This is a genomic window from Streptomyces sp. CC224B (assembly GCF_030010595.1).
GTDB lineage: Bacteria > Actinomycetota > Actinomycetes > Streptomycetales > Streptomycetaceae > Streptomyces > Streptomyces longispororuber.
This window is the reverse complement of record NZ_JASCXL010000032.1, coordinates 14,234-28,848: the sequence shown is the minus strand read 5'-3', so window position 1 is coordinate 28,848 and position 14,615 is coordinate 14,234. Positions and strand designations below refer to the sequence as shown.

The 14,615-nt window shown below is 74.1% G+C and carries 11 protein-coding genes, 1 tRNA gene and 1 pseudogene; 8 read left to right on the top strand and 5 right to left on the bottom strand.

Annotation, left to right across the window (positions count from 1 at the left end; genetic code table 11):
- Position 1: 1 nt before the first annotated feature.
- From QK440_RS15355 to QK440_RS15345, 3 genes and pseudogenes are all read left to right on the top strand, one after another.
- Positions 2–343, top strand: a pseudogene (locus QK440_RS15355) (N-acetyltransferase family protein); the annotation flags it as partial.
- A 47-nt stretch (positions 344–390) separates the two neighbouring features.
- Entirely contained in the window at positions 391–1,455 is a 1,065-nt protein-coding gene (locus QK440_RS15350) for a questin oxidase family protein (protein WP_282793652.1), read from the top strand.
- Positions 1,456–1,499: 44 nt separating this feature from the next.
- Positions 1,500–2,120: a MarR family transcriptional regulator gene (locus QK440_RS15345; RefSeq protein ID WP_282793651.1), complete on the top strand. Its 621-nt coding sequence runs from the start codon at positions 1,500–1,502 to the stop codon at positions 2,118–2,120.
- A gap of 115 nt (positions 2,121–2,235) precedes the next feature.
- On the opposite strand, the gene QK440_RS15340 is transcribed toward QK440_RS15345, so the two are convergent.
- Together QK440_RS15340 and QK440_RS15335 are read right to left on the bottom strand one after the other, a co-directional pair.
- Positions 2,236–3,768 carry an MFS transporter gene (locus QK440_RS15340; RefSeq protein ID WP_282793650.1) on the bottom strand — a complete coding sequence of 511 codons (1,533 nt, stop codon included), beginning with the start codon at positions 3,766–3,768 and terminating at the stop codon, positions 2,236–2,238.
- Between the two features lie 168 nt (positions 3,769–3,936).
- The gene (locus tag QK440_RS15335) at positions 3,937–4,605 is read right to left on the bottom strand and encodes a TetR/AcrR family transcriptional regulator (RefSeq protein ID WP_282793649.1); all 669 of its coding nucleotides are present in this window, start codon (positions 4,603–4,605) and stop codon (positions 3,937–3,939) included.
- A gap of 369 nt (positions 4,606–4,974) precedes the next feature.
- On the opposite strand from QK440_RS15335, the gene QK440_RS15330 reads away from it, so the two are divergent.
- The 3 genes from QK440_RS15330 (at position 4,975) to QK440_RS15320 (ending at position 7,926) form a co-directional block, all read left to right on the top strand.
- Entirely contained in the window at positions 4,975–6,348 is a 1,374-nt protein-coding gene (locus QK440_RS15330; RefSeq protein ID WP_282793648.1) for a M6 family metalloprotease domain-containing protein, read from the top strand.
- A 107-nt stretch (positions 6,349–6,455) separates the two neighbouring features.
- Positions 6,456–7,271 carry an SDR family oxidoreductase gene (locus tag QK440_RS15325; RefSeq protein WP_282793647.1) on the top strand — a complete coding sequence of 272 codons (816 nt, stop codon included), beginning with the start codon at positions 6,456–6,458 and terminating at the stop codon, positions 7,269–7,271.
- Positions 7,272–7,410: 139 nt separating this feature from the next.
- The gene (locus QK440_RS15320) at positions 7,411–7,926 is read left to right on the top strand and encodes a GNAT family N-acetyltransferase (protein ID WP_282793646.1); all 516 of its coding nucleotides are present in this window, start codon (positions 7,411–7,413) and stop codon (positions 7,924–7,926) included.
- A 52-nt stretch (positions 7,927–7,978) separates the two neighbouring features.
- On the opposite strand, the gene QK440_RS15315 is transcribed toward QK440_RS15320, so the two are convergent.
- From QK440_RS15315 to QK440_RS15305, 3 genes are all read right to left on the bottom strand, one after another.
- Positions 7,979–9,571: an aldehyde dehydrogenase family protein gene (locus QK440_RS15315; RefSeq protein WP_282793645.1), complete on the bottom strand. Its 1,593-nt coding sequence runs from the start codon at positions 9,569–9,571 to the stop codon at positions 7,979–7,981.
- Between the two features lie 506 nt (positions 9,572–10,077).
- Positions 10,078–11,577: a VOC family protein gene (locus QK440_RS15310; RefSeq protein WP_282793644.1), complete on the bottom strand. Its 1,500-nt coding sequence runs from the start codon at positions 11,575–11,577 to the stop codon at positions 10,078–10,080.
- Between the two features lie 151 nt (positions 11,578–11,728).
- Positions 11,729–12,922 carry an FAD-binding oxidoreductase gene (locus QK440_RS15305; RefSeq protein WP_282793643.1) on the bottom strand — a complete coding sequence of 398 codons (1,194 nt, stop codon included), beginning with the start codon at positions 12,920–12,922 and terminating at the stop codon, positions 11,729–11,731.
- A gap of 258 nt (positions 12,923–13,180) precedes the next feature.
- Between QK440_RS15305 and QK440_RS15300 the strand changes: the two genes are divergently transcribed.
- Together QK440_RS15300 and QK440_RS15295 are read left to right on the top strand one after the other, a co-directional pair.
- A tRNA-Arg gene (locus QK440_RS15300) sits at positions 13,181–13,253 on the top strand.
- A gap of 331 nt (positions 13,254–13,584) precedes the next feature.
- Positions 13,585–14,151, top strand: coding sequence for a Uma2 family endonuclease (locus QK440_RS15295; RefSeq protein ID WP_282793642.1), 567 nt, complete (start codon positions 13,585–13,587; stop codon positions 14,149–14,151).
- Positions 14,152–14,615 lie beyond the last annotated feature (464 nt).

Genomic DNA, 14,615 nt, shown 5'->3' with positions numbered 1-14,615 from the left:
CCGCATCCTCGGCTACGCCACCTCCAGCCCCCTGCGCCCCAAGCCCGCGTACGCCACCTCCGTCGAGCTCAGCGTGTACTGCGTCCCGGAGGCGGCCGGGCGCGGTGTCGGCACGCTGCTGTACCGCCGTCTCCTCGCCGCCCTGGAGGGCGAGGACGTGCACCGGGCCTACGCCGGGATCGCCCTGCCCAACGAGGCCTCGGTGCGGCTGCACGAGCGCTTCGGGTTCCGGCACCTGGGGACGTACCGGGAGGTGGGGCGGAAGTTCGGGCGCTACTGGGACGTGGCCTGGTACGAGCTGCCCCTAGGGCGGAGGGACCAGGAGGGACTGCTGAGGGACTAGGCCCGCGGACCGTTACCGCCGCGGGGCCGGGCGCCTAGCGTGCGGCCATGGACGACGTACACACGTCCGGAGGCGACTCCGGCATCCTCGACGAGGCTCTCGAACGGCTGCACGCGAGCGGCCCGGAACGGCTCGGGCGGCTGACCAACCACGGTCCGATGGCCGTCGAGGCCCTGGTCCGCCGCGGCCAGGCCCGTACCGTGCACCGGTGGCTCGACTACTACCGGCACAAGCTGGAGGACATGCCGGGCCGGGTCGCCCCGGTGACGGACGCCACCTGGCGCGAGGCCCTCGGCGATCCGCGGCGGGCCGCTGACTGGATCGACCACTTCTCGCGCGCGCTCGCCGAGCGGCCCTGGCGCGAGGTGCTCGCCGCCTGGTGGCCGGTGCTCCTGCCGGGCATCGCGGGCGGCTCCACGCACCCGGTGATCCGCGTCGGCCACGCCGTGCGCGGCCTCCTCGCGCCCGGCGGCGAGACCGCGCCCCGGCTGGCCGAGCTGGCCCACGGCCTCGGTTACTGGGCGGCCCGCCACACCCCGCTGCCCCCGCGCGCGGCGGTCGCGCTGCCCGCGTCCGCGGGGGCCCTCGCCGCCCTCGCCGCCGTCGAGCGGATCCCGGTCCAGGACGGCCCGCTGCCGGACCGCTTCGCGCAGCTCGCCTCCGTACCGGTGTGGCCGACCGCGCCGGCCGCCGACCCCGACGCCGCGCGGGACCACCTCACCGAGCTGGTCGCCGCGGCCGTGCACCGCTACGCCGACCACGGCCACGGTGAGCCGATCATGCTGGTGCACGCGGCGACGGCGCCCAACGCCGTGCTGCGCGCCCTGCCCGCGCTCCCCCGCGCCCTGTGGCCCGCGTCGCTGGAGGCGGCCTGGGCGGCCGGGGCCGCGGTCACCGCCGCCTACGCGCCCGCGGACCCGGCGCCGCCCGAGGAGACGCGCGCCGCCTACGGCGAGGCCGCCACCAGCACGTTCGAGGAGGTCTTCGCGCGGGCCGCCGCGCACGGCGACGACCACACCATCAAGTTCGCGGACACCGCCCTGGACGTCGGCGACGAGCGGGCGCGGGCGGCCGCGCTGCGCGGTGTGGAACTGAATCCGCCCGCCCTGTGACGCGGCTCCGGGGCGGCACAGGAAGGGCTCGTACAGTGGGATACATGGACCAGCCATCCACCTCCGCGCGGAACGCCGCCCCCCTGTCCGACCGGACGGCCCCCGCGGCCTCCGACCGGAGCGCCCCGACCGCCGCGCCCGCCCCCGGGCCCGCCGGGGCGACCGCCCCGCGCGGGGACGCCGAGCCGCGCTGGCTCGGCGAGGAGGAGCAGCGCACCTGGCTGGCGTACGTGCACGCGTCCACGCTCCTGGAGGACTACCTCGACCGCCAGCTCCAGCGGGACGCCGGCATGCCGCACCTGTACTACGCGCTGCTCGTGCAGCTCTCGGCGGCGCCGCGGCGGCGGATGCGGATGACGGAGCTGGCCCGCAGCTCGAAGATCACCCGGTCCCGGCTCTCGCACGCGATCGCGCGCCTGGAGCGCAGTGGCTGGGTGCGGCGCGAGGACTGCCCGACCGACAAGCGGGGGCAGTTCGCGATCCTGACCGACGGCGGGTACGAGGTGCTCCAGCACACCGCTCCGGGCCACGTGGAGGCGGTGCGGCAGGCCGTCTTCGACCGGCTGACCCCGGCACAGCAGAAGTCCCTCGGCGAGATCATGCGGATCGTCGCCGAGGGACTCCAGCCGAAGGAGGCGGGCGCGGACCTGCCCTGGCTCCGTTAGAGCCCCCGCCCACGCCCCCGCACCTGCTCCGGCCCCCGCCCCGTGACGCGGACGGGCCCGCCCCGGCTCCCTGGGGAGCGCCGGGCGGGCCCGTACCGGCAGACCGCGGGGGGCGTCAGTGCGCCACCACCGGGATCTTCACGGCGTCGTCGGGGTTCTCGGCGCCGTCGCCGGAGGCGGCCGGGGCGCCGTTCTGGGCGTCGGTGGTGATGAGCACGGCGGCGATCACCGCGGAGACGACGAGGATGCCGACCGCCCACCAGATGGCGTGGGTGTAGCCGTCCACCATGGCCTTGGCCGCGAGCACCTTCTGCGCCGCCGGGGTGGTGGCGCCCGCCACGTGGTCCTCGATGTACGCCGTGGTCGCGGAGGCCGCGATGGTGTTCAGGAGGGCCGTGCCGATGGCGCCGCCGACCTGCTGCGAGGTGTTGACCATCGCGGAGGCGACACCGGCGTCACGCGGCTCGACGCCGTGCGTGGCCAGCGACATGGCCGGCATGAACGCCGTACCCATGCCGAGGCCCAGCATGAGCTGCGCCGGCATGATCAGACCGGCGTACGAGGTGTCGATGTCGAGCTGCGTCAGGAGCAGCATGCCGAGGGCGGCGAGCAGGAAGCCCGGTGCCATCAGCAGGCGCGGCGCGACGCGGGTCATCAGGCGGGTGCCGATCTGCGTCGAGCCCACGATCATGCCGAAGATCATCGGCAGGAACGCGAAGCCGGTCTTCACCGGAGAGTAGCCCTTGACGATCTGCAGGTAGTACGTGAGGAACAGGAACAGGCCGAACATCGAGATGACGGCGAGGCCGAGCGACAGGTAGATGCCGCCGCGGTTGCGCTCGGTCAGGACGCGCAGCGGGAGCAGCGGGTGGCGGACCTTGGCCTCGGTGACGACGAACGCGGCCAGCAGCACGACGGAGGAGACGAACATGGTGATCGTCACGGTGTCCGACCAGCCCTCGGACTCGGCGCGCGTGAAGCCGTAGACCAGCGCGACCAGGCCGAGCGTGGACAGGACCACGCCGGGGATGTCGAGCGGCGAGCGGTTGCGGCCGCCCTCGGGCTCGCGGATCACGAAGTAGGCACCGGCGGCGGCGACGATCGCGAACGGGATGTTCACGAAGAACGTCCAGCGCCAGTTCAGGTACTCGGTGAGGAAGCCGCCGAGGATGAGGCCGACGGCACCGCCGCCGCCGGCGATGGCACCGTAGATGCCGAACGCCTTGGCGCGCTCCTTGGCCTCGGTGAACATCACCGCGAGCAGGGACAGGGCGGCGGGCGCGAGCAGCGCGCCGAACAGGCCCTGGAGGGCGCGGGCCCCGAGCATCATGGCCTCGCCGGTCGCGGCGCCGCCGAGCGCGGAGGCCGCGGCGAAGCCGATGAGGCCGGTGACGAAGGTGCGCTTGCGGCCCCACAGGTCGGCGATGCGGCCGCCGAACAGCAGCAGGCCGCCGAAGGCCAGGGCGTAGGCCGTGATGACCCACTGCTTGTTGCCCTCGGATATGCCGAGGTCCTCCTGGGCCGAGGGCAGCGCGATGTTCACGATGGTCGCGTCGAGGACGACCATGAGCTGGGCGAGCGCGATGAAGACGAGGGCCTTCCAGCGCTTCGGATCGGGAGCGAGTGACGGAACTGCTGACTGTGACATGGGTGGAGCCACCTAGGGATGCAGGGATAAACAGGGTGAGTACTGATAAACGAGACACCAGGAGGGCGGCCGGGCGCATGGGTCCCGGGTCGGAGTGCGGGTCCTCCTTCCGACCCGGGTCCGGGTCGCGGCCGTCGCCGTCCGGCGAACGATTGCTTCAGGAGCTGCTCAGTGCGCCTTGTCGCGTAGCTCCTCCAACGTCGCGGGGTGTCCGGGAAGCGGTGAGCGTGCCGGCGCCATCAGGCCGTCCAGGAACAACTGGAGATGGCGGTGCACGAACTGGTCGAAGTCGAGGAGGCAGCCGCCGGTGCCCGGCAGCGGCCTGGTGAGCTGCCCCAGGGCCACCATGAGGTCACCGACGCCGATGTCGGTGCGGAGCTGGCCGGCGCGGCGGGCCCGCTCCATGAGCGCCTCCACGACGCCCTCGACGCGGACCCGGGCCGCGTGCAGCTCGGGGTGGTTCGGGTCGAGCGACTCGGAGAGGATCGGGCACAGCGCGCCGATGCGCTCGTCCACCGCGTCGTGGGCGAAGTCGCGCAGGGCCGCGAACGCGGACTCCGGCGCGGCGTCGGCGGCCGCGACGGCGGCCTCGGCGAGGCTCGTCACCCGGTCGGTGACCGAGAGCAGTACGTGGTGCACGAGCTCGTCGCGGTCGGCGAAGTGGCGGTAGACCGTGGCGTTCCCGACGCCCGCGCGGCGCGCGATCTCGTCCAGCGGCACGTCGGCGCCGCGCTGGACGAACATCTCGCGTGCGGCGGCGACGATCCGCTCCCGGTTGCGCAGGGCGTCGGCCCGCGGGCGGGTCGCGCGGCGCTGCGCGGCGGTGGCGGTTTCCACGGCGAAGTCTCCTCGAAGCGGTCAAAGGCCTCAGGTTCGCAGGGCCCCAGGTGGCGGGTCCAACGAATTTCCCGGCGGGAGCTGAGGTGCGCGATGCGGGGAGTTGATCCCCGTTTCGCGCGGACACCTCCCTAAACGGGGACGCCGTCCCCGGTTATTTCCCCTCCGGCCTGTGACGTACCTCACATTTCCGACGGACCCTCACCCCGTCGGCCCGCCCCCACCCCGGCCGACAGTCCGCCCCCACCCCAGCCACCCGCGATACCCACGATCGGGCCAGCTCAGCGCGCGCCCGCGCACCCTCCGGCACAGGGTGATCGCAGAGGGTGCAGCCGGACCCGCGGCTGCCGCGGAGTGGAGGGCCCACGTATGCAGCAGCCGCCGTGGAAGGGCATAGCCGAGGGCCGGAGCGCCGAGGGCACCGGGAGCGGCACCGCCCCCGGGGGCCCCGGACGGGCCCCCGCCGGGGCCCGCCGCCACCGGCTCCTGCGGGCCGCGGCGCTCGGCTCGGCCGCCGCGGTCGTGCTCGCCGTGACCGCCTCCGCGAGCACCGGCCGCCTGCTCGCCGACACGGCCTCGGCCTCCGGCCCCGTCTCCCAGACCCGCTCCGGCGCGCACGGCCCCTGCATGATCAGCGGCGAGCTCGGCGTCCAGATGTCCGAGGGCATCCCTACCGGCCCCGGCTACGCCCGCTCCACCGGCACCGTCCGCGCCCTGAACCTGATGGTCGACTTCTCCGACGCCCCCGGCGAGGGCACCGCGCTCGACCGGCTCGGGGAGTTCTTCCCGCAGACCACCGACTGGTTCCGCACCAGTTCGTACGGCCGCCTCGACTACCGGCCCGAGGTGCCGGTCCCCGACTGGCTGCGGATGCCCAAGCCGTTCAAGGAGTACGGGATAGAGCGCGGCGCCCCCTTCGACCCGGGCTACCGGGAGCTGGTCGAGGACATCGTGGCCGCGGCCGACCCGGACGTCGACTTCCGCGCGTACGACCTGGTGAACGTGCTCATCACCCCGAACGCGGGCCCCTCCGCGCTCGACACCGTCCTGTCGGTGACGTTCGCAGGCAACCACGAGGCGCCGGTGGCGGACGGCGTGCCCGTCGCCAACGCCTCGTTCGTCTACAGCCGCCAGGACGACGGCTCGGGCAGCTACGACCGCACCGGCTACCGGGTCCTGCCGCACGAGAACGGCCACGTCTTCGGCCTGCCGGACCTGTACACGCGCGACGGCGGCGGCGCCGTCGGCCACTGGGACATCATGAGCGAGGACTGGGGCGCCAACAACGACCTGCTCGGCTGGCACAAGTGGAAGCTGGGCTGGATCGACGACGCGCAGGTCGACTGCGCCCCGGCCCGCGGCACCACCGAGCACCTGCTCACCCCGCTCGCCGAGCGCGGCGGCACCAAGCTGGTGTTCGTGCCGACCGGCGCGCGGACCGGGTACGCCGTGGAGTTGCGCACCCGCGCGGGCAACGACGAGGCGGTGTGCCGGGCCGGGGTGCTCGTCTACCGCGTGGACGCGGGCGTCGACACCGGCCAGGGCCCCGTCACGGTCACCGACGCCACCCGCGACAGCGGCGGCTGCACCCGCAGCCCCAACGTGCACGCGGAGCTGTCGGACGCGCCCTTCGCCCTCGGCGAGACCTTCCTGGACCGCGGCAAGGGCGTCCGGATCAAGGTGGCAGGCGTGGACCTGGACGGCAACTACCGCGTGCACATCACGCGCGCCGGGAAGGCGTGAGCAGCTTCGCACCGAGGAGGCCTTGAGCCGGGGCGGAGGGCGGGTGACAGAGTGGAGGCGCACGAGCCAGCAGGATCAGGGCGAGCTCTCCAGGAGGCTGAACGACCATGGCTGACAGCCGCGTTGTCCTCGTCACCGGCGGCGGTACCGGCATCGGTGCCGCCACCGCCCGGCAGCTTCGCGCCGACGGGCACCACGTCGTGGTGTCCGGGCGGCGGCCGACGCCGCTGCGCATCGTCGCCGAGGAGACCGGCGCGCTCGCCCACCCCGCCGACGCCTCCGACCCCGAGGCCGTCGCCGGTCTCGTCGCGGCGACCCTGGAGGCGTACGGGCGGCTCGACGGCGTCGTCCTGAACGCCGGGGTGGGCCGCCCCGGCGCCGTCGGCGACCTGGACCCCGAGGACTGGGAGACCGTCCTCGCCACCAACCTCACCGGCCCCTTCCACCTCCTGCGCACCGCCCTGCCGCACCTCCTGGAGACCCGCGGCTCCGTCGTGGCCGTCGCCTCGGTGGCGGCGCTGCGCAACGGCGTCGGCAACGCCGCGTACGCCACCTCCAAGGCGGCGCTGCTGCAACTGTGCCGCTCCGTCGCCGTCGACTACGGCCCCCGCGGGGTGCGTGCCAACACCGTCTGCCCGAGCTGGGTGCGCACGGAGATGGCGGACCGGCGGATGAACCAGTTCGCCCACTCCGCCGGGTTCGGCGACGGCGCGGCCGGCATCGACACCGCGTACGAGAAGGCGACGCGGCTGATCCCCGCGGGCCGCCCCGGCACCGCCGAGGAGGTCGCCGAGGCCGTCGTCTGGCTGCTCTCCCCCGCCGCGTCGTTCGTCAACGGCGCCACGCTCACCGTCGACGGCGGCGTCACCGCGGTCGACCCGGGCACGGCCGCGTTCGGCTTCCACATCGAGACGCGGAAGTAGGCGGGGCGGGCGGGGCACGGCGCGCCCGGGGCCCGGGGCCCGCGGGGCGGCGCGGCGGGGCAGCGCGGCGGGGCAGCGGCGCGGCGGCGGAAGGGGAATTTCCTGGTCCTCTCGGGCGCGGTGGCCGTACCGTGCCGTTATGCCCGAACTCGCGCGCCTGCGCCTCGACCACGCCCCGGCCCTGCTCGCCTTCGAGCGGGAGAACCGCGCCTACTTCGCCGCGTCGGTACCGGACCGCGGTGACGCCTACTTCGCCGAGTTCGACGAGCGCCTGCGCGCGCTCCTCGCCGAACAGGAGGCCGGGGTCTGCCACTTCCACGTGGTGGTCGACGGCGACGGCGAGATCCTCGGCCGGGTCAACCTCGTGGACGTGGCGGACGGCTCGGCCGAACTCGGCTACCGCATCGCCGAGAAGGCCACCTCGCGCGGGCTCGCCACGGACGCCGTACGGCAGGTGTGCGTGCTGGCCGCCACGGAGTACGGCCTGACGTCGCTGCGGGCGGCGACCACCGCGGACAATCCCGGCTCGCGGGCCGTGCTCGCCCGCGCCGGCTTCGTCCCCACCGGCGAGATCGTCCTCGACGGCCGCCCGGGCGTCAGCTACGTCCGCGACCTGACCGGGGCCGCTGTCCGGGCGACAGTACACAGCCGCTGAGCCGTGCGCGGGGGCGTCAGGCGTGGACGGCGTGCGGGGGTCCGGCCGGTGCTCACAGGAAGCTGACGTTCTGCGCGAGGGCGAGGCCGCCCGAGTAGTTGACGGTGTTCGTCGCGGACCGCATGTACGCGCGCCACGCGTCGGACCCGGACTCCCGGCCGCCGCCCGTCTCCTTCTCGCCGCCGAAGGCGCCGCCGATCTCCGCGCCCGACGTGCCGATGTTGACGTTGACGATGCCGCAGTCGGAGCCCTCGGCGGACAGGAACAGCTCGGCCTCGCGCTGGTCGCGCGTGAAGACACTGGACGAGAGCCCTTGCGGCACGTCGTTGTGGAGCGCGACGGCCTCCTCGAACCGGTCGTACGTCAGCACGTACAGGACGGGCGCGAAGGTCTCCTCGCGCACGACGCCCGACTGCGCGGCCCGGCCGGTGTGGCCGGTCTGCCCGCCGACGCGGACGAGGGCGGGCTCCACGTACGCCGCCCGGGGTGCGACGTCGGCGAGGCGCCGGCCTCCGCCCGCGAGGACCTCGCCGCCCTCGTCCCTGGCCCGGGCGAGCGCCTCCCGCATGCGGTCCAGCGCGGCCGGCGAGATGAGCGGCCCGACGAGCGTGCCCTCGTCGAAGGGGTCCCCGACCGGCAGCTTCCGGTACGCGTCCACGAGCCGCCCGAGCAGCGCGTCGGCCACGTCCCGGTGGACGATCAGGCGGCGCAGCGTCGTGCACCGCTGCCCCGCCGTGCCCGCGGCGGCGAACACCACGCTCCGTACGGTGAGGTCGAGGTCGGCGGAGGGCGCGACGACGGCGGCGTTGTTGCCGCCCAGTTCGAGCAGCGAGCGCCCGAAGCGGGCGGCCACCCGCGGCCCCACCTCGCGCCCCATGCGCGTCGACCCGGTGGCACTGACGAGCGCGACCCGCGGGTCGTCCACGAGGCGCTCCCCCACCGCCCGGCCCCCGAGGAGCAGCCGGTGCACGCCCGCCGGGGCGCCCGTGTCCGCGGCGGCGCGATCCAGCAGCCGCGCGCACGCCAGCGAGACCAGCGGTGTCAGCTCGGACGGCTTCCACACCACGGTGTCGCCGCAGACCAGGGCGACGGCGGTGTTCCACGACCAGACGGCGGCGGGGAAGTTGAACGCGGAGATCACGCCGACGACGCCGAGCGGGTGCCAGGTCTCCGCGAGCCGGTGCCCGGGCCGCTCGGACGCGATGGTGCGCCCGTAGAGCTGCCGCGAGAGCCCGACCGCGAAGTCGCAGACGTCGATCATCTCCCGCACCTCGCCGAGGGCCTCGGAGCGGATCTTCCCCACCTCGACGGTGACGAGGTCGGCGAGGTCGCCCTGGTGCGTGCGCAGCAACTCCCCGAGCCGCCGCACCAGTTCCCCCCGACGCGGCGCCGGGACGACCCGCCACGCACGGAAGGCCTCGTCCGCGACACCGACGGCGTCGTCGACGTCGAGGGGCGTGGCCACGGCCCCGGCCCCGGCCCCGGCCCCGGCGAGTGGGAACAGCGGCTCGCCGGTGACAGGGGTACGGGCGTGGAGCCCGTCGCCCTCGGGGAGGGCCACGTCCCCCTCGGGGAGGGCCACGCCGATCCGGGAGAGGGCGGCGAGGGCGCGGGAGCGGAGGGTGTCGGTGGCGGGGAGGGACATCGGGGGCTCCTCGGGGGCGTCGGCTTCGGGGGCTCGGTTTGTCCGGTGGTGTCTGGTGCTGGTGGCGTCTGGCGGTGAGCCGCCTGTTGGTGGGGGACTCGGTTTGTCCGGTGATGTCTGATGCCGGTGGAGTCTGGTGATGAGCCCTCTGTGGCGGAGGGACTCGGTTTGTCCAGTGGTGTCTGGTAGTGAACCCTCTGGTGGTGGAGAGACTCGCTTTGTCCGGTGGTGTCCGGTGGTGAGCCCCCTGGTGGCGGGGGGCTCAGCTCGTCCGGCGGTGGCCGACGGCGGCACTTGGCGGCGAGCGGGGTAGTCCAGCCCGTCCGGCGTTTGAGGACGAGCGCGGAGCGCGATCGGGGGGCGAGGGGGCGCAGCCCCCAGGGCTCGGGGTGCGGGTGGTGGCCGGTGGGCGTGGGGGGCGTTGGGGGGGCCCGCCCCCCCCCCCCCCAGGGCTCGGGGTCGCGGGGGCTCAGGGTGTGCGGGCCCGGGCGGAAGCCCGCGAGGGGTCAGGGGGCCCGCCCCCCGGGCGCGGGGCCAGCGGGGCCGGGCGCGGAGCCAGGCGCAGGCCCGGGCCCGGGGCCAGGCGCGGGCCCGGGCGCGGGGCCAGGCGTGAGGTCGGGGAGCCCCAGCTCCCGCCCCACCCGCTCAAGAGAAACCCGCTCTTCCTCCTCGTACAACCCGAAGGGATCAAGCACAGCCCGCCCCACAGCCCCCGACAACCACGCGCTGTCGTAAGCAACCCCCTCCCGCTCGTCGTCCCGCACCCCCGCTTCGCGCAGATTGGACTGAAAGATCCCCGCGGCGGACCGGGGCAGGAAGTCCTCGTACACCACGGGCTCGGCCCGCACCCAGCCCCCGTCGAGGAGGCCACCGAGGGTCGTGGGCGGGGCGGCGCCGTCGCGGGGCCGACCGTCCACCACGTGGTACGTGAAGTGGCCGAGCCCGCGCTCGGCGAGCCCGCGCTCGGTGGGGGGCAGGTGGGCGGCCCACACCTCGCGGGCCACCGCGGTGCGCTCGGCGGGGGTGCCCGGGCGGCGGGCGTCGACCTGGTCGAGCAGGTCGTCGTACAGGGCGCGCCCGGCCCGGGTGAGGGCGATCCCGCGGGCCTCGACCTCTCCGAACCGCACCCGCAGCGACCCCCTGACCACCCTCCCGTCGGCCTCCCGCATCGCGCGCGGCTCGTCGAGCGCCCGGAACGACGTCTGGCGCAGCAGTACGTCGGGCCCGTCCCAGGCGGGCGGACCCTGCACGGTGTCGATCATGCGGACGCCGCGGGCGGTCATCCGCCGGTACAGCTCGTCGATGTCGAGGACGCGCGGCGTGAGGTGGTTGAGGTGCGTGCTGCGCACGCCCCCGATGTCGGCGGCGACGGCGGAGACCCGGGCCAGCTCCTCGTACCACCCCTTGTCGATCGGCTCGGCGGACAACTGGAAGGACCGCACGGCAAGGGTGAGGAACCGCTCTGCGTCCGCGCCGGAAAGCCCGCCCTCGGCCTCGGCCCGGTCGGCGGGGGCGAGCAGCTCGCGCGGGAACAACTCCCGCGCGGCGAGGAACCGCTCGAGGCGCGCGCGCAGTTCGGGCTCGAAGAACCGGGGGTCGGCGGGGGTGAGGAGCGAGGTGAATACGCGGAACGGGTTGCGGGCGAGTTCGTCCGCCGCCACGGGCCGGAAGGCGGTGGACACGACGGGCACGGCGCTGCCCGCGGCCTCGCGCAGATCGTAGAACCCGACGGGCCGCATCCCCAAAGCCCCGAACACCCGGGCCACTTCACCCAACTCGGCCGGAGTCCCCACTCGGATCGCCCCGTGCCGCTCGGCCGTGACCCGCCCGATGGACCCGAACCGCTCGGCGTCGGCGCCACGCGCCCGCAGGACGTCCTCGTTCACCTCCCGCGAGACGTCGACGAGGGTGGCGTACGCGGGAACCTCACGCCCGTACATGTCCGAGAGCCGGGCGGCGAAGGCGGCGCGGAGCTGCCAGGGGCGGCGGTGGTCGTCATCGGCCATGGGACGTTCACCTCTCGGGGGTCGGGCAGCGGACGGACGGTCGTACGGGCGCACGGGCGCACGGTCGTACGGGCGCACGGTCCACGCGTACGGTCTCCGGCGGGGGATGGCAGGGAATCCACCGGACGGCGCCGAAGGCCGAGCGGGAACGTCACACCACATGAATCTCGGGCCTCTCGGCACCGGCACCGGCCCCGGCTCCGCCCCCGGCACGGAACCGCTCGGCGCTCAGCGGAGTGACATCGATGACGGGCTCCCGCTCCTCCAGGTACAGATCGCGGACGACTTCGCCGACGGCCGGGGCCTGGAGGAACCCGTGCCCGGAGAACCCGGTGGCGTACAGGAAGTTGGGGACGCGGGGGTCGCGCCCGATGAGGGCGTTGCGGTCGGGCGTGACTTCGTAGAGCCCGGCCCAGCCGCCCACCACGTCGAGCCCGGCGAGCGCGGGCATCCGCCGCCGCGCGGCCTCGCGGAACAACCCCACCCAGTCGTCCGTCCACGACGTGTCGAACCCCTCCTCCTGCCGGGGGTCGGCGAGCCCGATGAGCAGCGCGCCGCCGTCGCCGTTGTGGAAGTAGGCGGTGGAGGAGAAGTCGATGGTGAACGGGATGCGGGGCGCGGGCGGCACGGGCGGCGCGGTGAACGCGATCTGCCGCCGCAGCGGCCGCACGGGCAGCGGAACCCCTGCCATGTCCCCGACGGCGGCGGACCAGGCTCCGGCGGCGCACACGACCGCGCCGCACGGGATCACCCCGTGATCGGTGCGCACGGCGGCCACGCGCCCGCCGGCCAGCTCCATCCCGGTGACCCGGACCCCCGTACGGAACGAGACCCCGAGCGCGGCGGCGGCCCGCGCGTACCCGGCGACGACGGCCCCCGGCCGGGCGTGCCCGTCCCCGGCGGAGTACACCCCCGCGACCAGCCCCTCGGCCCGCACATACGGACACAGCGCCCCGGCCTCCTCGGGCCCGACGACCCGGCTCCGTACGCCCATCCGCGCCTGCACTTCGACCCCGGCGGCGAAGGCGGCGAGGTCCTGCTCCCGATCGAGCAGAAACAGATACCCGACCCGCCGCAGCCCGATGTCCCCGCCGGGCCGCCGCGCGAAGTCCCCGTAGGCCCGCAGGCTCCGCGCCCCGAGCGCCACGTTCACCGGATCGGAGAACTGAGCCCGCACCCCACCGATGGGCTTCCCGGAACTACCGCCCCCGAGCACCCCTCGCTCCACCACCACAACATCCCGCACCCCGGCCTCAGCCAGATGAAACGCAATGGCCACCCCCATCACGCCCCCACCAACCACCACCACCCGAGCCCTGGTCACCCTCACCGCCTCCTCCCACACGCCTGGGCCCGACGGCAGCCGCCCCGTCCCGCGACCAGGAGCTACCGCGGACCTCCCCCGACAGCTACGGGAAGCCGCCCCTGGAGCGCACCTCGGGCCCCTCCACACCACTCACCCCCAGTTCACGCCCCGGAACACTCCGCACACAAGACCGCCCCGCGCACCCCCCACCGGGCCGCCCCACCCCCGGCCCCACCCGAGGCACCCCCGCCGCACCATCGGCTACCCTGTCCAAAGCCGTCCCCCTACGGACGGCACGCCTTCGTAGCTCAGGGGATAGAGCACCGCTCTCCTAAAGCGGGTGTCGCAGGTTCGAATCCTGCCGGGGGCACAGCGCACCACCGCTCTGACCTGGGTTTTCTCCCCCAGGGAGGGCTCCTACTCGGCCTCGGACTCCCCGTCCGGGGCCGTTTGCGTGAGCGACCGGGCTCGGGCGGCTCCACGGAAGCGGGCTCTCCCGGTCCCATCGCGGCGCGGCTGGGTCAAGTGGGACATCGCTCACCGACCACTTAATCGCGCGGGGTGCTCCAACCGTGGGGCTCGCTGGTCGGATGCCGGCCGACGGGTAGGGGGCGAGTGAGATCCGCGTGCTGCGCGAGTGGTGGACAGTACGCTGAATCCAGCGGGATCGGGCCCGCAGCACAGTGTCCAGGAGGTGCTTCATGACGGCCGAGATGGTGGCCCCGGCGTGGATGCATGAGCAGATCACGGCGGAGGAGTACGACTCCTGGTCCGAGGAGCAGTGCGCCGGCATCGAGGTCGTGGACGGGATGGTCGTTGTGAGTCCGAGTGCGTCCAAGCGGCACAACCGGCTGGCCCGGATCCTGGCGAACGCCCTGGATGCCGCCGCGGGCCCGGACTGGAACGCCGACACGGACTTCGACGTCCGGCTTCAGGACGTCCCGCTCACCAATCGACGCCCGGACGTCGTCGTGTACCGCGCAGACACGATCGACATCACCCCCACCCGCCCCGAGCACGTGCTGTTGGTCGCCGAGGTGGTATCGCCTGGCTCGGAGACCACCGACCGAATCGTGAAAGTCGACCAGTACGCCAAGGCAGGCATCGGCTTCTACTGGCGGATCGAGCAAGCCGCGACAGGCGTTCCTCTCGTGTACACCTACGTTCTCGACCCCGCGACGAAGACCTACCGAGACGGGGGCGTGTTCACCGGCGTCCTCAAGGTAGCGGCTCCCTTCCGGGTGGAAATCGACCTCGGCCAGATCTGACCACGCGCTGCTCGCATGAGCCGCAGCAAGCAGCCCGCCGGGCCGGAGACCTCTATCACGGTTGTCGGTGGGGGCCCTATGGCGTCAAACATGCTGGCCACCAGGGGGCTTGGGACCCGGGGCGCGATGCCTTGACTGAGTCCTGGCTCCTGGCGCTTGACGGCCGGCAGGCGGAGACATAACTGCCCCTCGACCGCTCCTGTGCCACGCGCCCGACAAGGCGCGACATATGACGAGCTCCGCCAAACAAGATCGCCAGAACCTTGTTGGATGCCGCTCGACCCCATGCCTGCCTGCGTACCCATCCGCCGCCGGGCCATTGGATTGCGTTCGCACCGCGCGCCGCGAAGCGCAACTCGGCCAGGTGCAGCTCGCCTAGCGCGTCGGTCGGCATCACGAAACGGTGCATCGCTACGAGGCTGCGACGCGGGTGCCCACGCTCGTCGGCCTCCTGCTCATCGCCG